An 18,151-nucleotide genomic window follows, 5' to 3' on the forward strand; every position below is an offset into this window, starting at 1 on the left:
ACTTTTATTACTTTTGATCAATTAAGCGTATCCATCTATCAATACCTCATACAGTTTCACTTTCAGGTCTTCCAACGATACATCCTGTGTTAACTCCCCGTCCATTGCATAGGAAACGGTGCCCCGCTCTTCAGATACAATAATGGCCAGGTTGTCACTATGTTCTGTAATGCCTACAGCAGAACGATGACGCAATCCGATACGGTTGGGCAGGTTGGGGTTTTCAGACACCGGTAGTATTACTTTGGCTGCCAGGATCTTATTGCCTACGATGATCAGGGCGCCATCGTGCAAAGGACTGTGCTTCTCAAAAATGCTTTCTATCAGTTTGGCGCTCACATTACCATCTATGGAAATACTGGAAGCAGAATCAAATTTAAGACGGTAAGTAGTGGCAATTACCATTAATGCGCCAGTATACCTGCTTTGCATCCGGCTTACCGCTACAATGATCTCATTGATAATATTCTCTTCTTCCTTGTAACTTTTAAACTTGTCGGGTAAAAATAATTTGGTAAAGAAGCTGTCTTTGCTCAGCGGCGTTTTCTTGCCCAGCACCAACAAGAATTTCCGGATCTCTGGCTGGAAAATAATGATAATGGCAATGATGCCAACATTGATAAAGTTTTGCAGGATACTGGTAAGAATAGGCATCTGTAATGCCCTTACCAGGAAATAGACAGCATATACCATTAATAACCCTACGAAAATATTAAAAGCAAGGCTGCCCTTTAATAACCGGTATAACTGGACGATTAAAAAAATAACGATCAACAGGTCTATTGCATTCAACCAGCGAAATTCCACTCCATATAATTGTATAACTTCCTTCATAATTGTAAAAATAGCAAGATTTAGTTAGCCTTTCAGTTTCTCTGTGATCCGTACCGCTTCCACAGCAGCTTTTACATCATGTACCCTTAATATATGGGCGCCATGAAGCAGGGCAATGGTATTCAGTACTGTTGTGCCGTTCAAGGCTTCGGTTGGAGTGGTATGAAGTAATTTATAGATCATGGATTTCCGGGAGATGCCTGTTAGCACGGGTACTCCCAATACACTGGAGAACAACGACAGTTCTTTCATTAGCGCATAGTTGTGCTCCAGCGTTTTGCCAAATCCGAATCCGGGATCGGCGATAAAGTCTTTGATACCCGCAGCCCGGCAAACTGCCAGCTTCTCTTTTAGATAGTCCAATACTTCGGTTACCACATTGCCGTACTGGGGGTTATGCTGCATGGTAGCTGGTTTACCCTGCATATGCATGGCGATATAAGGCACCTGTAAACGCCCTATTAGCGGGATCATTTCAGGGTCCATATCGCCGGCGCTAATATCGTTGATGATGGAGGCGCCGGCTTGCACCGCTTTCTCTGCTACGCTGGCATACCAGGTATCTATAGAGATAATGGCAGTAGGATAGCGGTTCAGAATAGCATGAATGGAGGGGAGCAGCCGGTGTATCTCCTCTTCAGGGCCAACCACTTCGGCACCCGGACGTGTGCTCTGTGCGCCTAGATCCAGTATGGCCGCGCCTTCCTCCAGGTGCTGTTGCGCCTTTGCCATTACCTGGTGCAACTCATGCATACGGTTGCCTTCATAAAACGAATCGTCTGTTGCATTAATAATCCCCATTACAACGGGGGTATGAAGTGATAATAATTGTCCTCTGCAGTTGATTTGCGGTATGGCCGCCGCATGATGGATATGGTTTGTCATTTGAATGCGTTAAAAAGTGAGTGTACAGGCGGGCTTACGCCTCATTCATCATATAGTTCCGGCCTTTTACCTGAAATTCTTTATTTTGCCTGCAAATCTAAGCAGGAAAATGTATCATTTCCGAATTTAGGAATTTAGAAGTATACTTAACCATTAAACTATTTTATGAAGATTATCCTGAACCTGTTACGTATAATCGTTGGGGTGTTATTTATTTTTTCGGGACTTATCAAGGCTAATGATCCACTGGGCCTGAGTTATAAAATGGAGGAGTTTTTTGAAGTGTTGCACCTGACCTTCTTGTCTCCCTATTCCCTGGCATTCTCCATTATAATGAATGCGTTTGAAATTATTGCAGGTGTAGCCGTACTCGTTGGCTACCGTATGCGTATCTTTTCTGTGCTATTATTACTGTTGATTATATTCTTTACTTTCCTTACCGGTTATGCGTTGTTTAGCGGTACTATCCGTGAGTGTGGCTGCTTCGGTGATTGCATCAAACTGTCTGCAGAACAAACTTTCTGGAAAGATGTGATCCTGCTGGTAATGATACTCGTTATCTTCTTCTACCGCCATCGGATAAAACCATTATTTAAAGGTGCCGGCGTGGTATTGTTACTGTCGGCTGCTTTTGCTTTTGGCGTGCAGTGGTATACCTTGCGCCACCTGCCATTTATCGATTGTCTGCCCTATAAAGTAGGCAACAATATCCCCGAAAAAATGAAGTTGCCGCCGGGAGCTACGCCAGATGTGTATGAAATGATCTTCATTTATGAAAAGGACGGTCAGCAAAAAGAGTTCTCTGCAGATAACTACCCCTGGTCAGACAGCACCTGGAAGTTTATAGACCGTAAAGATAAACTGGTGAAAAAAGGTAACGCTGAACCGGCCATCAAAGACTTTATCCTCACAGATGCCGATGGCGTGAATCAAACAACAGCTATTTTGTCTGAAACCAAACCTGTATACCTGTTCTTGGTGCAGAATGTGAAGAAAGCCGGTAGTGGCTGGGATGCTAAAATGAAAGCGCTGCAACAGCGATGGAAAGACCAGCAGGTGTTAATATATGGCGTATCCGCTTCTACCAAAGATGAAATTGCCGCCTTCAAACAGGAACATGGTCTGGCGTTTCCTTTTGTGCAAATGGATGGTGTGGCTATTAAAACGGCCGGCCGTAGTAATCCTTGCCTGATCCTCCTGGAAAAAGGGACGATCAAAGGAAAGTGGCACTATAATGATATGCCGTAAGGGGTTAAAACTAGGGATCTCTGTTCATTGCTTAAAAGTTATTCATATTGCTTCGTTTTCTGCTGCATAAAACCGGATATGGCCTGTTGGTACTACTGGGAGTAGTAGTACTGGTGTTTTTCCTGTTCAATGTATTACCCGGTGATCCCGCCAGGCTAACATTGGGGCAGCGGGCAGACGTAGCCTCCCTGGAAAATGTAAGAAAAGAACTGCATCTCGATCAACCGGTAGGGATGCAGTTCCTGTATTATCTCAACGATTTGTTGCCCCTGGGCGTTTATACCGAACCGGAAGCGGGGGGCAATTTTCATTACTTTGCTATAGCCCATTTGCCGGCAGGTAAACTACTCTTGCTCAAAACGCCCTATTTGCGCCGTTCTTATCAGGGGAAAAAGCCAGTATGGGATATACTCACTGAGGCTTTGCCCGGTACTTTGCTGCTGGCCTTGGCGGCCATGCTGCTCGCTACTGTTGCCGGTATTGCGCTGGGAGTATTGTCTGCCGTAAAACAAAATACCTGGATGGACACCGGTGCTGTATTTGCCAGTGTGGTAGGCATTTCGGCGCCTTCCTTTTTTGCGGGTATTGTTATTGCCTACCTGTTCGGCTTTGTACTCAGCGACTACACCGGCCTGCACATGACGGGCAGTCTCTTCGATATAGATCCTTTCAGGGGCCGCGTATTGAATCTGCGCAACCTGATATTGCCGGCTATTACTTTGGGCATCCGCCCACTCGCTATTATTGTGCAGCTTACCCGCAGTGCCATGCTAGATGCACTGCACCAGGATTTTATCCGCACCGCCTACGCCAAAGGGCTCCCTAAAAGCAGGGTAGTTTTGCAACATGCACTGCCTAATGCCCTCAATCCTGTTATTACTGCTATCACCGGCTGGTTTGCCGAACTGTTGGCCGGCGCCTTCTTCGTGGAATATATCTTTGGTTGGAAAGGAATCGGTAAAATCACGGTAGACGCCTTAGACAAATTTGATTTCCCCGTTGTGATGGGCGCTATATTATTTACTGCCGGCATCTTCGTGATAGTGAATATCCTGGCCGACCTAATCTATACATGGATAGACCCCAGGATTAAGCTGTAAGCGCGGCTGGCTATAAAAGCTGTCCCGTTACTTTATAAAAAAGTCAAACTTTTTTGTAACATCTGCTGCATACAGTCGTCTTCTTTTCAAAACGTATCATTCCATATGTCTTTAGATAGGTATCTTACTCAGGTAGTTCCAGTCAGGCAAAAGCTGTACCGCTTTGCATTTCGCCTGTTGGGCAACGAGGAAGATGCCCAGGATATTACCCAGGATGTGCTAATGAAGGTATGGGGCATGCAGGATAAAATGACGGAGTTACAGAATATGGAGGCCTGGTGTATGCGGATCACCCGTAATCTGGCATTGGATAAATTAAAGTCAAAGAAATACCGTATCGCCGATGAGCTGGATAGGGCGGGGGAGTTGCCCGAGGTATCACAGCAAAATCCGCACATGATGATGGAACAGCAGGATGTGATGAAGAAGGTACATCGGGCAATCAACAGCTTACCGGAAAAGCACCGCACCATCCTGCAATTGCGGGATATAGACGGGCATTCCTACCAGGAAATCGCAGATATTCTGGAGATAGATATGAATGAGGTAAAAGTGAATTTGCACCGTGCCCGCAAAACGGTACGGGAAAAACTACAAAATCAGCAGGTATATGGATTATAACAGGATCTATGCATTGTTGGAAAAATATTGGGAAGGAGATACCTCTTTGGAGGAAGAAGATGCCTTGCGTGAATTCTTTCGTGTCCTCCCTCCGGATCTGCCTGCAGCTTTACAGGAAGCGGCTCCTTTATTCCAGTATTTCGGCCAGGAAGCGGCTAAGGTTTGGGAGTTGCCAGCTATGGCGCCGGCTACCCCCGGAAAGGTAGTGAAGCTATCGCCCTGGCACCATTGGATGAAGTATGCAGCAGTGTTGCTGACAGCAGTGGGAATTGTTTATGCGCTGAAACAGCAGGATCGCCGCCAACAGGAAGTAGCGCAGATGATGCAACAGCAAAATATGAATGATCCGCAGAAAGCATTCGATGAAACTAAAAAGGCCTTGCAACTGCTGGCCAAAAACCTGAACAAAGGCACCACCGGCATGCAGAAGTTGTCTTACTTCAACGATGCCGCTGCACTGGTGGAAGGAAAGGAAAATTGAACGCCATTTTAAAACCTGATATAAATTAACAAAAGATGAAACGATGTATTTTATTACTGGTAGCGGTTTTTGCCAGTTTCCACCTGTCGGCGCAACAGGGGAGCCTTATCGACCGCTTTTTCCAGAAGTACGAAAATGACCGGAGCTTCACGCTGATCAGTATTACGCCTAAAATGTTCAGTATGTTTGCTAAGCTAGACCCCGGAGATCCGGATGCCAAAAATCTGATGAAGGTAGTGCAGCGGCTGAAGGGATTGAAGATCCTTACTAAGGATGGTACCAAAGAAGGGCCCCGCTTGTACCGGGAGGCCGCCGCTTTCCTGGGTGGCGATTTTGAAGAGCTGATGACCGTAAGGGATAAAAACAGCGATTTGAAATTTCTGGTGAAAGAAAACGGAAAAGGTAATATCAATGAGTTGGTGATGCTTGTAGGCGGCTCAGACGAATTTTTGGCAATGAGCCTTGTAGGAGATATTGACCTCAATGAGATTTCCCAGATCGCAGGTGCGGTTAATATCCAGGGAATGGATAAACTCAAAAACGTGAGAAAAAAATAAAAAATGATTTCCATGAAAGCATTCCTTATTGCCACCTGTTGCCTGACGCTCGCTACGTCAACGGCTGTTGCACAGGAAAAAAGTTTACGGGCATTCCGGAACAAGTACCGGAGTGCGGAAACACATACTTTGTCGCTGGGTTCTTTCCCTATGAGATTTGCCAGTTGGTATATCTCGTTTGATAAAGAAGATGCTGATAGTAAAGCGGTTAGCCATGCGCTTAAGCATGTGAAGCGGCTGAAAATGTATACCATCACTAACATTAACGGTGATACTGTTAACTACGATGATATTGCCGATCTGAAAAGTAACCTGCAGCGCAACGATCACTTCGATTTGCTGATGGAGGTAAGAGAAAAGAACAGCCTGGTACATGTATTGAACAAAGGTACAGACGATGAATTGGGAAATGTGGTACTACTAATACAGGACGATAAACAATTTGTGATAGTAAACTTGCAAACGTCCCTCAAAATGGCTGATGTGAATAGCCTGATACAGCAGTTTGCCGCTAACTAACCATCCTATTGGATCATCACTTCCCTTACCATGTTTTCTCCCAGCATTTCATTTACGAGTTTGATGATCTTGTCTTTAGAGTAAGTTAATTCTTGTTTTAATGGAGCTACTGTAGTAGTAACGATCAGTTTATGATCGATGAGCTGTACGCTTTGTGTATAGCGGGCTATCGTTTTGCCCATCAGTTGCTCCCAGTTTTCTTGGATACGCACCTCTGTAAGACGGGGCTTCATCCTGCTCTTGTTCAAAAAATCCCGGAGGGCATCTCCTATATTCGTGGTTCCGTGGCGCATGGTGCGAAGCTAGGAAAAAAACAGGAAAAAGTGATACTGGTTAGCTACTAACAGCTAGTGGCTAACCGGTAATCGTTAATAGCTGTAATGCCTGGTTCCCGGCAAATGCCTGTTGCAGGCGGTCGGCATGGGTATCAGTGATAAATACTTGTCCGTAGTTATCGCTGCTTACGAGGGCAATCAGGCGGGTAACCCTTTCCTGGTCCAGCTTTTCGAAAACATCGTCGAGCAATAGTAATGGGGGGTAATTTTTATGTTGGCGGATTATTTCAAACTGGGCGAGTTTGAGGGCGAACAGGAAGCTTTTGCGTTGCCCCTGGGAAGCATTGGTCTTCATCGGGTGCTCATCCAACAAAAACAGGAGGTCGTCGCGATGTATGCCGGTAGTAGTGCGCTGTACCTGCATGTCGCGGTACCGGGCTTGTAGCAGCTGGGAGGCGAAAGGGATTTCCGCAAGGGTCGACACATATTGTATATCAACCGCTTCATGGGTGCCGGAAATATAATTGTATAGCCGTTGTACCTGCGGAATAAAGGTTTGCAGGAACGTTCGCCGGGTTTCAAACACGGGTACGCCGTGCACCACCAATTGTAGGTCAAATATGTCTAGCAGGCTATCCTGGTTTTGCCCGGTGCCAGTCATGTTTTTGAGCAGGCTATTTCGCTGTTGTAATATTTTTTGGTAGGCGATTAGGTGGTCGAGGTAGTCGGGATAAAGTTGGGATAGGAGGCTGTCTAGCCATTTGCGCCTTTCCTCACTGCCGCCCAGGATAATGTCTGCATCGTCAGGGGCAATCATCACGGCTGGGAATTGGCCTATATGGCGTGAAAACCGGTCGTATTTTTCTTCATTAAGGCTGATCTCTTTTTTGCCGTCTTTAAGGGTGCAAACAATTTTTTCGCGTTGCCCGTTTTTGTCTAACAACCCTTCCAGCCGGAAGCCATTGGTTTGGTATTGGGTATTCTGACTTTCAGTACTGGTAAAATAGCTACGGGTAAAGCACAGGTAGTAGATGGCATCCAGCAGGTTGGTTTTGCCTGCGCCATTCCTGCCGGTAATTCCTATCATCTTTTTTTCGAAAGTAAAGGCCGCCTGCCGGTAGTTTTTGAACTGAACGAGTGATATTTTATGAATAGACAGCAAGGAAAAAAGTTATGCGTAATTAATAATATGCGAAATTTACCGACTTTATAAGCGATAAAGATCCGCACTAATCGGAACTTCCGTGAGATTTAAGTGCAATTAAATGCAAAACTGTTTGAAATTGATGAAATTGCATAATTTAATGGGAATTGGAATTGATATTTATATTTTACGATTTTCCTGTTATATTTGCGAACAAATTTAGAAAGAGTGCAAACTAAAACAGACGTGAAGACGAAATTCACCAAAGAGACATATCTGTACTGGTATGAATTGATGCTTTTGCTGCGCCGCTTTGAAGAAAAGACAGGCCAATTGTACGGGATGCAAAAAATCCGTGGTTTTTGTCATTTGTACATAGGACAAGAAGCAATTGCTGCTGGTGCGATTACAGCTACCAAGCCGGAGGATAAATTTATCACTGCTTACCGTGATCATGCGCTGGCTATTGCAAAAGGAATTTCCGCGAAGGCTTGTATGGCAGAACTGTATGGAAAGGCAACCGGATGCTCGAAAGGAAAGGGAGGCAGTATGCACTTTTTCTCCAAGGAACACGGTTTCTTCGGAGGTCATGGTATCGTTGGTGCGCAGATTGGTACAGGTGCGGGACTGGCATTTGCAGAACAATACAAAGGAACGGACAACGTAGTGTTGTGCTTCTTTGGTGATGGCGCTGCCCGTCAGGGTATCTTGCATGAAACTTTCAACATGGCTATGACCTGGAAGTTGCCTGTCATCTTCATATGCGAAAATAACATGTATGCAATGGGTACTTCAGTAGAACGTACTTCTAACGTACTGGATATCTACAAGCTTGCAGACGCTTATGAAATGCCGGCAGATTCTATCGATGGTATGAGCTGCGAAGCCGTACACGATGGCATTGAAAGAGCGGTAAAACGCGCCCGTGAAAACGGTGGACCTACCCTCCTGGAAATTAAAACTTACCGTTACCGCGGCCACTCTATGAGCGATCCGGCTAAATACCGTACCAAAGAAGAGCTTGAAGAGTACAAAGAAAAAGATCCTATCAGCGAAGTACTGAAGGTAATTCAGAAAAATAAATGGGCAACAGAAGAAGAAATTGAGGCGATCAACGAACGTGTAAAAACTGAAGTTGAAGAATGTGTAACATTTGCAGAAGAATCACCATGGCCTAGCGATGATGAGCTGCTGAAAGATGTGTACACTCAGGAAGATTATCCGTTTATCGTTGACTAAAGTATTTTAGCTGTCAGCTGCTTATAGCCTTTAGCCAATACAGCGTTTTGATGTTGTATCGGCTAAAGGCTAATCAGCTAACTGCTGATTTCTAATTTTATTATCATTATCAAGTAATCACAATTACACCTTACAATGGCAGAAACTAAAGATAAAGCCCCGGTGCCTCAACCTACGAAAGATTTTAATCTGGAGAAATCCCTGCATAAAGCAGAAGACTTCTTCTATAAAAACAAGAATGTTATTACTATTGCAGTATTAGCTGTAGTAGTAGTGGTAGGCGGTTTCTTCGCCTATAACCAGTTTGTAAAGCAACCGAATGAAAAGAAAGCACAGGAAATGGTATTCCATGCCCAAAACTACTTCGCAGTAGATTCATTCAAGCTGGCACTTAATGGTGATGGTAATAATTATGGTTTCTTACAGGTGGCCGGTAAATATGGCAGCACTAAAGCTGGTAACCTGGCTAAATATAGCGCTGGTATCTGCTATATCCGCCTGGGTGAATTCCAGAAAGGTATCGATATGTTGAAATCTTTCGGCGCTAACGACCTGTTACTGCAGCCTACTGCTTATGGCCTGATCGGCGATGCTTATATGGAACTGAACAAAACTGAAGAAGGTATAGACTTCTACAAGAAAGCAGGCCACTATAATGATAATGAGCTGACTGCTCCTGTATACCTGTTCCGTGCCGGTATGGCCCTGGAAAAAGCAGGTAAATCCCAGGAAGCAATCGCTATCTATAAAGAAATCAAAGAAAAATTCCCACTGACCGGCGAAGGTCGTGAAATGGATAAGTACCTGGCAAGACTGGGTGAAGTAAGAAATTAAGCTTGGTTCAGCTGATAGCTATTAGTGGCTGGCTGCTAATAGCTATCAGCTACTAGCCGCTAACTCCTAAAAGCTAAAAATATGTCCGAGCACAATAAAAGCTTGTTAAACGATGCTGGCATTCTCAACTTGGAGGATGCCAGTGTTGTTATGGTATATACCGAATGGAATGACGCCATCGTAAATGAACTGGTTGCCGGTTGTGATAACACCCTGCACCAGTATAAAGCAGCTAAAATAGAGAAGGTCATCGTACCTGGCGCTTTCGAATTGCCATATGCCTGTAAACAATACTGGGAAGCTACTAAAGGCAGCGGTAAACAGCCTGGCGCTATTATTGCTTTCGGTTGTGTAATCCGTGGCGAAACACCACATTTCGATTATGTATGTAAAGCAGTAACGGAAGGTATCCTTCAATTGAACCTTCAATTACCCATTCCTGTTATATTTGGAATTCTTACAGTAGATAATGAACAGCAGGCGCTCGACAGATTAGGCGGGGCGCATGGCCATAAGGGAGAAGAAGCTGCGATCACCGCATTGAAAATGATCGCACTGCAACGGGACCTGGCCAGGAAATAAGCAGGTAAAAAATATTAAAGATGAATGTACAGTTATTTATACCGTGTTTTGTAGACCAGTTTTTTCCGGAAACCGCCTTCAATATGGTGAAAGTACTGGAAAAACTAGGCTGTAATGTGATGTATAACACGGAGCAAACCTGCTGCGGTCAGCCAGCCTATAATGCCGGCTACCAGGATGAATGCCGTACCGTTGCCACCAAGTTTATCAAAGACTTTAAAACATACGATTACATCGTTGCTCCCAGCGGCTCCTGTACGGGCTTTGTACGTAATTATTACGGTAAATTATTCGATAATTCTGCTGCACATAACGACGTAAAACAACTGAAGAGAAATCTTTATGAGTTTACGGAATTCCTCACCGAAGTACTCCATGTAACCGACCTGGGCGCTACCCTCAATGGGGTAGGTACTTATCATGATGCCTGTGGCGCACTGCGGGAATGCGGTATTAAACAAGGTCCCCGCAAACTGCTGGAAAATGTAAAAGGACTGGAGTTGAAAGAGATGAACGATAGCGAAGTTTGTTGCGGTTTTGGCGGCACTTTCGCGGTAAAGTTTGAGCCGATCTCTGTTGGTATGGGCGAACAAAAGGTACACAATGCGCTTCATAGCGGTGCCGATTACCTCATCTCTACCGATCTTTCCTGCCTGATGCATCTGGATGGATATATCCGCAAACATGGCAACAACATTAAAGTAATGCACATCGCCGATGTACTGGCCAGCGGTTGGTAATACACACCCATATAAATCTGAAAATTTTATTGCATATGAACTATTGGCTGGTGAAGTCTGAGCCGTTTAAATATTCCTGGGAACAGTTTGTAAAAGATAAAGTTACCTTCTGGGATGGCGTACGCAACTACCAGGCGCGCAATAACCTGAAAGCCATGAAAAAAGGTGACCAGGTATTGTTTTACCACAGCAACGAAGGACTGGCAGTAGTAGGTTTGGCTACTGTAGCAAAGGAGTTTTACCAAGATCCTACCACACCAGACGCGAATTGGGTAGTGGTAGATCTCAAACCGTTGAAACCCTTCAAACAACCGGTAACCCTGGCGCAGATGAAAGCCGAAAAACAACTGGCAAACTTATCGCTGATACGGCAAGGCCGCTTGTCGGTATGCGCTGTAATGCCGGAGGAGTTTGAGGTGATCATGGAGATGGGCGGTATGAAATAATAGCTGTTGCGCTTGTGACATAGAATATTAAAGACCTCTACCCAACCCTCACCTGTAAACGAAAAAGAATGAAACCAAGATTGGTGGTGCTGACCGGAGCCGGCATCAGCGCCGAAAGTGGCCTCCGGACCTATCGCGACACAAATGGGCTGTGGGAAGGATATGATGTGTATGAAGTAGCTTCCCCACAAGGTTGGGCAAAAGACCCTGTACTAGTACAGGATTTTTATAATGCCCGCCGTAAGGATGTAAAATCGGCCCAACCCAATGCTGCGCATACCGGATTGGCAAAACTGGAAGAAAAATATGATGTGCGTATTGTGACGCAGAATATAGACGATTTGCACGAACGCGGTGGTTCTTCCCAGGTATTGCACCTGCACGGAGAGATCTTTAAGATGCGCAGTGTAACAGATGAAACGCTGATCTATGATATTTATGAAGATATTAAGATGGGCGACCTGGCGGAAGATGGCGGACAACTACGCCCGCATATTGTTTGGTTTGGAGAGGCAGTGCCTATGATAGAACAGGCAGTAGCGGAGGTATTGGAAGCTGATATCTTTGTGATCATCGGAACCTCCCTGCAGGTATATCCGGCTGCCAGCTTATTGGAATATGTGCCTTCGCAGGTGCCGGTTTATATCATCGACCAGAAAATACCTCCCGTAGCACAGCAGCCCAATCAGATTCGCATAGAAAAGCCAGCTACTGTCGGTGTGGAAGAGCTGTTGGGCATGCTGTTATAGACAATTATTTTACTATTCAAAGCTTTCCTCAAACCGGATATCGTAGTCTTCCAATTCTTTTAATACTGGATTGTATATTTCCGGCATTACAGGTATTTGCAGGCCGGTGAGTGTTACCTTATCCTGTAATATCATTTTGGCGAGTATGCCTAGCGGCAGGCCTACTGTTTTGGCCATAGCGGTATGTATGTTGTCTTCTCCCTGGCTGATCATGTAGCTATGCATCCTGGTAGCCATGTTGCGGCGCTCGAATTCTATTTCATGCATCATTACGATCATATCCTTATCTGCAGGCTCCATTTTCAATTTATTCTCTACTAGGCATTGTAAGATGCCTGCATTGGTTTGCTCTCCCAGATTGATGGTATCGTTACTTAACAGCCCAAGGAATTTCAGTTGCCGGATCACTTTTGATTTTGCGCTAACGCCAAGGAATTGTGCCAGGTTTTCTTCGGAATTACCTGATGAGGTATCACTAACGAGGTGGGAAGCCCAGTTAGTATAAGTAAGGTCATTTGTAGCAAATTTATGATGATCATCGGTGAGGCCCAGTTTGATAACAGCGTTCCAGCCTTCGCAGAAGTCGGGGTAACGCAGGGTAGCGCGCATAAAAGTAGCCAGGTCGCCGAGCTTATAGGCTTCCATATAGCCGAGAGAGTCCCGGTTAGGATAAAAAGCCAGTTTGCCTAGTCCGGGTACCTGAATGGTTTTGGTATGATCAAACAAGTGCTCGTGCGTTAATTCTTTCACCTTCCCTTTTTCCTTGTAAGTAGCGCCGGAAGCGCCAGCCATTACAATATTGTGGGCATTCCAAGACACTTTGTATTGCCAGGGATTGTCGTTGCTGTCTGGTGAGATCAGGCCGCCGCAATAGGATTTAAAAGAAAATATTTGCCCGCCTTTTTTCTCAATGGAATGAATGAGTTTCATGGCCGACATATGATCGATGCCGGGGTCCAGTCCCATTTCATACATAAAGAGTAAGCCAGCCTGGGCGATTTCGTTTTCCAGGGCGCGTACCTCCGGATCTATATAAGAGGCGGTGAGCAGATTTTTTTTGGCAGCGAGGCAGTCGCGGGCTACCAGTATATGCAAAGAAGGGGGAAGCAGGGATATAACAAGATCTGTAGCCTGGATCAGCGCTTGTCTGGCGGTATCGTCTTTAATATCCAGGGCTTCCGGGGTAGCGTAATATGATTTTCCTGTTTTGGACTTGATCAGGGACATGTCATGGTCGGCCACCGTAATATGCCACTTTTGTTTTGGTGCATTTGTTAAGAGGTAGTCGATCAGACTGGTGGCCGATTTACCGGCGCCAAACAACAGTATGTTCTTCATAGTTTTGTTAGAAAAGTGATTAAGAATCAGGGGAATAACAGCACTTTTGATACTAATGTTCGAATTCTACAGTGAATTCGGATTTATTCAGATTATATATATGTTTTCCGTTGATTCGAAATATTGATTATCAGTTATTTATAGACAAATATACTTTGCCAATGTTCATTTAGTATTATATGATATAGTTGTAATATATAGCAGATTCATTAAAAATCAGCCGGGCTATTTTTTCATAACATTCTGATCATATAAATAGTTGTCATTCATAGTGCATTTGAATCATATATCGATATTGCCATATAACCGTTAATCTCTATGGTCCTTTTTTTCACATTTATGGATTTTTAGGCCAGAATAAGGGCTGAAATGGCTATATTTGCCTTTATCTGTTTTGAGCAGAAAAAACTGTAAATCAATACACAAAATGACAGAGCATACGGAAAATCCACAGGAAGGGAGAGTCGTCCAGATTAACATCGAGGAGCAAATGAAAACGGCCTACATAGATTATTCTATGTCTGTGATCGTTGGTCGTGCTTTACCCGATGTACGGGATGGTTTGAAGCCGGTACATCGCCGTGTTTTGTTCGGTATGAACGAACTCGGCAACACCAGCAACAAGCCCTACAAGAAATCTGCGCGTGTTGTTGGTGAAGTAATGGGTAAATATCACCCCCACGGTGATGCTTCCATTTACGATACCATTGTACGTTTGGCCCAGCCCTGGAGCATGCGCTATCCGATGGTGGACGGGCAGGGTAACTTCGGCTCGGTAGACGGCGATATGCCGGCAGCCATGCGTTACACCGAAATCCGCCTGCAGAAGATCGCGGAAGCCATGCTGGAAGACATTGAGAAGGAAACGGTAGATTTCAGCAACAACTTTGACGATACGCTCGAAGAACCTACTGTACTGCCTACACGTATTCCTAACCTGCTAGTGAACGGCGCATCCGGTATCGCCGTAGGGATGGCTACCAACATTATGCCCCATAACCTCAGCGAGGTGGTAGACGGTTGTATCGCCTATATAGAAAACAAAGACATTACTGTAGAAGACCTCATCAAACATGTAAAAGCACCCGATTTTCCAACAGGGGGTATTATTTATGGTTTTGAAGGCGTAAAACAGGGTTTTGAAACCGGCAGGGGCAGAGTAGTGGTAAGGGGTAAAATTACCTCAGAAACGGCTAAAAACGGACGAGAAAAGCTGGTGATCTATGAGTTGCCTTATCAGATCAACAAGGCGGTGCTACACCAGAAAATTGCCCAGCTGGTAAACGATAAAATTATTGAAGGCATCTCTGACGTGCGCGATGAAAGCGACCGTGAGGGGATGCGCCTGGTGATCGATCTCAAAAGGGAAGCCATTTCCAGCGTGATCATCAACCAGTTATTTAAATATTCTGAACTGCAAACTTCTTATGGTATCAATAACGTGGCCCTGGTAAAAGGCCGCCCACGTATCCTGAACCTGAAGGATATGATTGCAGAGTTCATCGATTTCCGTCATGAAGTAGTGGTGAGAAGAACCCGCTTTGACCTGCGTAAAGCAGAAGAAAAAGCGCATATCCTCGCCGGTTATCTCATTGCGCTAGACCACCTGGACCAGGTAATTGCCCTGATCCGTGCGGCCAATACGCCTGAAGTAGCCAAGGATGGCCTCATGAGCGAATTCGGACTGTCTGAAGTCCAGGCAAAAGCTATCCTGGAGCTGCGTTTACAACGCCTCACCGGTATGGAGCGTGATAAGATCCGTGCAGAATACGACGATATCATGAAACTGATCGCTTACCTGAAAGAAGTACTGAGCGATGAAGCCCTGCGGATGAAGATTATCCGCGAGGAACTGGAAGAAGTGAAGAAGAGATTTGGTGACGAGCGTAAAACTGAAATTCAGTACCTGGCCAGTGAAATGAGGATCGAAGATATTATCGCAGAAGAAGATGTGGTGATCACCATCTCCCACCTGGGATATATCAAACGTACTTCTGCCTACGACTACCGCCAGCAGAAACGCGGTGGCCGTGGCGCTATGGGCGGCAGAACAAGGGATGAGGATTATATAGAACATTTGTTCGTTGCTTCTACCCACCACACCATGCTGTTCTTTACGGAAAAAGGACGTTGCTACTGGCTCAAAGTATACGAAATCCCAGATGGAGAAAAGAGTGGTAAAGGCCGCGCTATCCAAAATATGATCCAATTGCCGTCGGATGATAAAATCCGCGCCATTATTGATATCAAGGACCTGAGCGATAAAGACTACATCAACAATCACTATATTGTACTCTGCACCAAAAAGGGTATTATCAAGAAGACAATGGTGGAAGAATTCTCCCGCCCACGTCAGAATGGTGTAAACGCTATTACTATCAACGAAGGCGATGAGTTGCTGGAAGCTAAACTCACAGATGGAGACAGCCAGATCATGATGGCCATCCAGAGCGGACGCGCTATCAGGTTCCCGGAAGCGACCGTACGTGATACCGGTCGTGGCGCCATCGGCGTGAGGGGAATCGAAGTGGATAGCGAAAATGATGAAGTGGTAGGTATGGTTTGCGTAAGTAAGGAAGATGAACAGAAAACCATCCTGGTGGTTTCTGAAAAAGGTTTCGGTAAACGTACCAACATCGAAGAATACCGTATCACCAACCGCGGTGGTAAAGGCGTAAAAACAATTAATATCACAGAGAAAACAGGTAACCTGATTGCCGTGCTGGATGTAACAGAAAAGCACGACCTGATGATCACCTGTAAGTCTGGTATCACCATCCGGATGGCAGTTGCCGATATCCGTGAAGCTGGCCGCGCTACGCAAGGCGTACGCCTGATCCGCCTGGATAATAACGATGAAATTGCCGCTGTAGCCCGTTTAGATGAACAGGAAGAAGACAATCAGGAAGAGGAAGTTATGGAAGGTAGCGAAACAACTACTGTAGCAGATGCCAATACTTCCGCAGAAAATGAAGAAACACCGGAAGATAACAACGGTGAACCGGCAAACAACGAAGAATAATTAACTTTAAAACAGGTAGCAGGTCTTTAAAAGGAACTGTTGCCTGTTTACTGATAAAAAATACTGCCAACTTTAGTGGTAACCAGTTACCTGGTTGTATATTGTTTATCAGAGCACCATACTCTTATTGTAATCAGCAACTAAAAAAAACAAAAGCATGAAAAAATTATTGGTATCTCTTCTCTTTTGCACGGCAAGTGTATCGGTAATGGCACAACGGGCAAAAGTCGCCAGTGCGGATGAGAACCTGAAGAAACAAGATCTGGAAAAAGCTAAGGCAGACATCGACGCAGCATTACAGAACGACAAGACCAAAAACGAAGCTAAAACATGGCTGGTAGATGGTAAAATCCTTGAGGCAATGGGTACTAAGCAGAAAAGCTCTGCACTCGCCGTTGAAGCATACAACGCTTTCAAGAAAGCATTGGAAATTGATCCTAAAATGAAGGAGGCCATCCTGGAAATGAACCAGCCCCTGTTCAACGTATATGCTACTATTGCCAATGCCGGCTATGCTGATCTGAACGAACAGAATTGGGATTCCTCTCTGATCAACTTCAAAAAAGCATTTGAAATAGCTGATTTCTACAACGGTAAAAATCTCGGTGGCACTATCCCTACAGATACAGCCCTGATTTTTTATACTGGTTATGCAGCTAACCAGGCAGGTAAAAAAGATGATGCTTTTACTTACCTGAAAAAAGCAGCCGACCTCCAATTCAAAGGTGAACCAGCCCTGTATGTTATCCTGGGTCAGCTGTATGAAGAAAAAGGAGATCAGGCAAACTGGCTGAAAACTATTGAACAAGCAAAAGCTTTATTCCCTAAGGATAAACGCTTTAACGATATGGAAATGGCTTTCTACAGCAAAACCGGTAAATCAGACGAATTACTCGCTATGCTGGAAAAGAAAATCGCCGAAAATCCAAATGATGAAGCAGCAGTGCTGGATTACGCTATCCGCGTAGATAACCTGGCTAATCCCCGCGATGAGAGAGGTAACGACGCTCCTAAACCAGCTAACTACGAAGAGCTGATCAAAAAAGCGGAAGATGCCTATAAAAAAGCCATCCAGTTAAATCCTGCTGATGCTACTGCGAACTTCCAGTTAGGAGCGCTGTACTTTAACCGTGCAGTTGTTTTTAATAAAGAACTGAATAACCTCGATAGCAAACAACAAACTTCTCCTAAAGCAAAAGAGTTGCAAACTAAGGTAGAAGGACTGATGAACCAGGCATTACCTTTCTTTGAAAAGGCAGATGCAGGTTTCTCTGCTAAAGTGAGCAACCTGGATACAAGCGACAGACAAACCTACGAAAGCTGCCTGTATGCTTTACAGAAGATCTATGCTATCAAGAATGATAATGCGAAAGTAGAAGAAGTGAAAAAGAAACTTGATGCATTAACGCAGAAATAGTCATGTGATTGAAGTGATTTTTCGATAGTCCTGATGAGTAAAAACCGGCAGGAAGATTTAATAATAGAAGAGGTTGTATCTTTCGATACAACCTCTTTTTTATGGAGCCCGTATAGCATA

The 18,151-nt window shown here is 44.8% G+C and carries 19 protein-coding genes; 14 read left to right on the forward strand and 5 right to left on the reverse strand.

Annotated elements, in window-relative coordinates; genetic code table 11:
- Positions 1–21: 21 nt before the first annotated feature.
- Both ACDQ55_RS16725 and folP read right to left on the reverse strand, forming a co-directional pair.
- Positions 22–834 (reverse strand): diadenylate cyclase, encoded by an 813-nt coding sequence (locus ACDQ55_RS16725; protein WP_420982598.1) that lies wholly within the window; start codon positions 832–834, stop codon positions 22–24.
- A gap of 24 nt (positions 835–858) precedes the next feature.
- Positions 859–1,719 (reverse strand): dihydropteroate synthase, encoded by an 861-nt coding sequence (gene folP, locus ACDQ55_RS16730; RefSeq protein ID WP_420982599.1) that lies wholly within the window; start codon positions 1,717–1,719, stop codon positions 859–861.
- Positions 1,720–1,884: 165 nt separating this feature from the next.
- On the opposite strand from folP, the gene ACDQ55_RS16735 reads away from it, so the two are divergent.
- The 6 genes from ACDQ55_RS16735 (at position 1,885) to ACDQ55_RS16760 (ending at position 6,245) form a co-directional block, all read left to right on the forward strand.
- Positions 1,885–2,967: a BT_3928 family protein gene (locus ACDQ55_RS16735; protein WP_420982600.1), complete on the forward strand. Its 1,083-nt coding sequence runs from the start codon at positions 1,885–1,887 to the stop codon at positions 2,965–2,967.
- A gap of 47 nt (positions 2,968–3,014) precedes the next feature.
- Complete coding sequence (locus ACDQ55_RS16740; protein WP_420982601.1) at positions 3,015–4,067, forward strand: ABC transporter permease; 1,053 nt, start codon at positions 3,015–3,017, stop codon at positions 4,065–4,067.
- 105 nt (positions 4,068–4,172) lie between these two features.
- Complete coding sequence (locus tag ACDQ55_RS16745; RefSeq protein WP_420982602.1) at positions 4,173–4,688, forward strand: RNA polymerase sigma factor; 516 nt, start codon at positions 4,173–4,175, stop codon at positions 4,686–4,688.
- Positions 4,678–5,169 carry a hypothetical protein gene (locus ACDQ55_RS16750; protein WP_420982603.1) on the forward strand — a complete coding sequence of 164 codons (492 nt, stop codon included), beginning with the start codon at positions 4,678–4,680 and terminating at the stop codon, positions 5,167–5,169. Before ACDQ55_RS16745 ends, ACDQ55_RS16750 begins: the two co-directional genes overlap by 11 nt.
- Positions 5,170–5,204: 35 nt before the next feature.
- Positions 5,205–5,726, forward strand: a complete 522-nt coding sequence (locus tag ACDQ55_RS16755) for a DUF4252 domain-containing protein (RefSeq protein ID WP_420982604.1) — start codon at positions 5,205–5,207, stop codon at positions 5,724–5,726.
- Positions 5,727–5,738: 12 nt separating this feature from the next.
- On the forward strand, positions 5,739–6,245 hold the full coding sequence (locus ACDQ55_RS16760; RefSeq protein WP_420982605.1) for a DUF4252 domain-containing protein: 507 nt from the start codon (positions 5,739–5,741) through the stop codon (positions 6,243–6,245).
- 5 nt (positions 6,246–6,250) lie between these two features.
- On the opposite strand, the gene ACDQ55_RS16765 is transcribed toward ACDQ55_RS16760, so the two are convergent.
- Both ACDQ55_RS16765 and recF read right to left on the reverse strand, forming a co-directional pair.
- Positions 6,251–6,538 carry a DUF721 domain-containing protein gene (locus tag ACDQ55_RS16765; RefSeq protein WP_420982606.1) on the reverse strand — a complete coding sequence of 96 codons (288 nt, stop codon included), beginning with the start codon at positions 6,536–6,538 and terminating at the stop codon, positions 6,251–6,253.
- A gap of 61 nt (positions 6,539–6,599) precedes the next feature.
- Complete coding sequence (gene recF, locus ACDQ55_RS16770) at positions 6,600–7,682, reverse strand: DNA replication/repair protein RecF (RefSeq protein WP_420982607.1); 1,083 nt, start codon at positions 7,680–7,682, stop codon at positions 6,600–6,602.
- Positions 7,683–7,910: 228 nt separating this feature from the next.
- Here recF and pdhA point away from each other — a divergent pair, with 228 nt between their 5' ends.
- The 6 genes from pdhA (at position 7,911) to ACDQ55_RS16800 (ending at position 12,254) form a co-directional block, all read left to right on the forward strand.
- Positions 7,911–8,903 (forward strand): pyruvate dehydrogenase (acetyl-transferring) E1 component subunit alpha, encoded by a 993-nt coding sequence (pdhA, locus tag ACDQ55_RS16775; RefSeq protein ID WP_420982608.1) that lies wholly within the window; start codon positions 7,911–7,913, stop codon positions 8,901–8,903.
- Positions 8,904–9,038: 135 nt separating this feature from the next.
- Complete coding sequence (locus ACDQ55_RS16780) at positions 9,039–9,737, forward strand: tetratricopeptide repeat protein (RefSeq protein WP_420982609.1); 699 nt, start codon at positions 9,039–9,041, stop codon at positions 9,735–9,737.
- An 81-nt stretch (positions 9,738–9,818) separates the two neighbouring features.
- Complete coding sequence (ribH, locus tag ACDQ55_RS16785) at positions 9,819–10,319, forward strand: 6,7-dimethyl-8-ribityllumazine synthase (protein WP_420982610.1); 501 nt, start codon at positions 9,819–9,821, stop codon at positions 10,317–10,319.
- A 20-nt stretch (positions 10,320–10,339) separates the two neighbouring features.
- Complete coding sequence (locus tag ACDQ55_RS16790; protein WP_420982611.1) at positions 10,340–11,059, forward strand: (Fe-S)-binding protein; 720 nt, start codon at positions 10,340–10,342, stop codon at positions 11,057–11,059.
- A gap of 35 nt (positions 11,060–11,094) precedes the next feature.
- The gene (locus tag ACDQ55_RS16795) at positions 11,095–11,505 is read left to right on the forward strand and encodes an EVE domain-containing protein (RefSeq protein WP_420982612.1); all 411 of its coding nucleotides are present in this window, start codon (positions 11,095–11,097) and stop codon (positions 11,503–11,505) included.
- A 68-nt stretch (positions 11,506–11,573) separates the two neighbouring features.
- Positions 11,574–12,254: an SIR2 family NAD-dependent protein deacylase gene (locus tag ACDQ55_RS16800; RefSeq protein ID WP_420982613.1), complete on the forward strand. Its 681-nt coding sequence runs from the start codon at positions 11,574–11,576 to the stop codon at positions 12,252–12,254.
- A gap of 12 nt (positions 12,255–12,266) precedes the next feature.
- On the opposite strand, the gene ACDQ55_RS16805 is transcribed toward ACDQ55_RS16800, so the two are convergent.
- The gene (locus ACDQ55_RS16805; RefSeq protein WP_420982614.1) at positions 12,267–13,592 is read right to left on the reverse strand and encodes a saccharopine dehydrogenase C-terminal domain-containing protein; all 1,326 of its coding nucleotides are present in this window, start codon (positions 13,590–13,592) and stop codon (positions 12,267–12,269) included.
- Positions 13,593–14,019: 427 nt separating this feature from the next.
- Between ACDQ55_RS16805 and gyrA the strand changes: the two genes are divergently transcribed.
- Positions 14,020–16,614 (forward strand): DNA gyrase subunit A, encoded by a 2,595-nt coding sequence (gyrA, locus tag ACDQ55_RS16810; protein ID WP_420982615.1) that lies wholly within the window; start codon positions 14,020–14,022, stop codon positions 16,612–16,614.
- Between the two features lie 157 nt (positions 16,615–16,771).
- The gene (locus ACDQ55_RS16815; protein ID WP_420982616.1) at positions 16,772–18,031 is read left to right on the forward strand and encodes a tetratricopeptide repeat protein; all 1,260 of its coding nucleotides are present in this window, start codon (positions 16,772–16,774) and stop codon (positions 18,029–18,031) included.
- The last annotated feature ends 120 nt before the right edge of the window (positions 18,032–18,151 follow it).

This window comes from Chitinophaga sp. 30R24, assembly GCF_049056765.1.
GTDB lineage: Bacteria > Bacteroidota > Bacteroidia > Chitinophagales > Chitinophagaceae > Chitinophaga.

Bases quoted from the DNA above. Each gene is read 5' to 3' on its own strand.
- ACDQ55_RS16725 (WP_420982598.1), bottom strand. From the start codon at position 834: ATGAAGGAAGTTATACAATTATATGGAGTGGAATTTCGCTGGTTGAAT.
- folP (WP_420982599.1), bottom strand. From the start codon at position 1,719: ATGACAAACCATATCCATCATGCGGCGGCCATACCGCAAATCAACTGC.
- ACDQ55_RS16735 (WP_420982600.1), top strand. From the start codon at position 1,885: ATGAAGATTATCCTGAACCTGTTACGTATAATCGTTGGGGTGTTATTT.
- ACDQ55_RS16745 (WP_420982602.1), top strand. From the start codon at position 4,173: ATGTCTTTAGATAGGTATCTTACTCAGGTAGTTCCAGTCAGGCAAAAG.
- ACDQ55_RS16750 (WP_420982603.1), top strand. From the start codon at position 4,678: ATGGATTATAACAGGATCTATGCATTGTTGGAAAAATATTGGGAAGGA.
- ACDQ55_RS16755 (WP_420982604.1), top strand. From the start codon at position 5,205: ATGAAACGATGTATTTTATTACTGGTAGCGGTTTTTGCCAGTTTCCAC.
- ACDQ55_RS16760 (WP_420982605.1), top strand. From the start codon at position 5,739: ATGAAAGCATTCCTTATTGCCACCTGTTGCCTGACGCTCGCTACGTCA.
- ACDQ55_RS16765 (WP_420982606.1), bottom strand. From the start codon at position 6,538: ATGCGCCACGGAACCACGAATATAGGAGATGCCCTCCGGGATTTTTTG.
- ACDQ55_RS16780 (WP_420982609.1), top strand. From the start codon at position 9,039: ATGGCAGAAACTAAAGATAAAGCCCCGGTGCCTCAACCTACGAAAGAT.
- ribH (WP_420982610.1), top strand. From the start codon at position 9,819: ATGTCCGAGCACAATAAAAGCTTGTTAAACGATGCTGGCATTCTCAAC.
- ACDQ55_RS16790 (WP_420982611.1), top strand. From the start codon at position 10,340: ATGAATGTACAGTTATTTATACCGTGTTTTGTAGACCAGTTTTTTCCG.
- ACDQ55_RS16795 (WP_420982612.1), top strand. From the start codon at position 11,095: ATGAACTATTGGCTGGTGAAGTCTGAGCCGTTTAAATATTCCTGGGAA.
- ACDQ55_RS16800 (WP_420982613.1), top strand. From the start codon at position 11,574: ATGAAACCAAGATTGGTGGTGCTGACCGGAGCCGGCATCAGCGCCGAA.
- ACDQ55_RS16805 (WP_420982614.1), bottom strand. From the start codon at position 13,592: ATGAAGAACATACTGTTGTTTGGCGCCGGTAAATCGGCCACCAGTCTG.
- gyrA (WP_420982615.1), top strand. From the start codon at position 14,020: ATGACAGAGCATACGGAAAATCCACAGGAAGGGAGAGTCGTCCAGATT.
- ACDQ55_RS16815 (WP_420982616.1), top strand. From the start codon at position 16,772: ATGAAAAAATTATTGGTATCTCTTCTCTTTTGCACGGCAAGTGTATCG.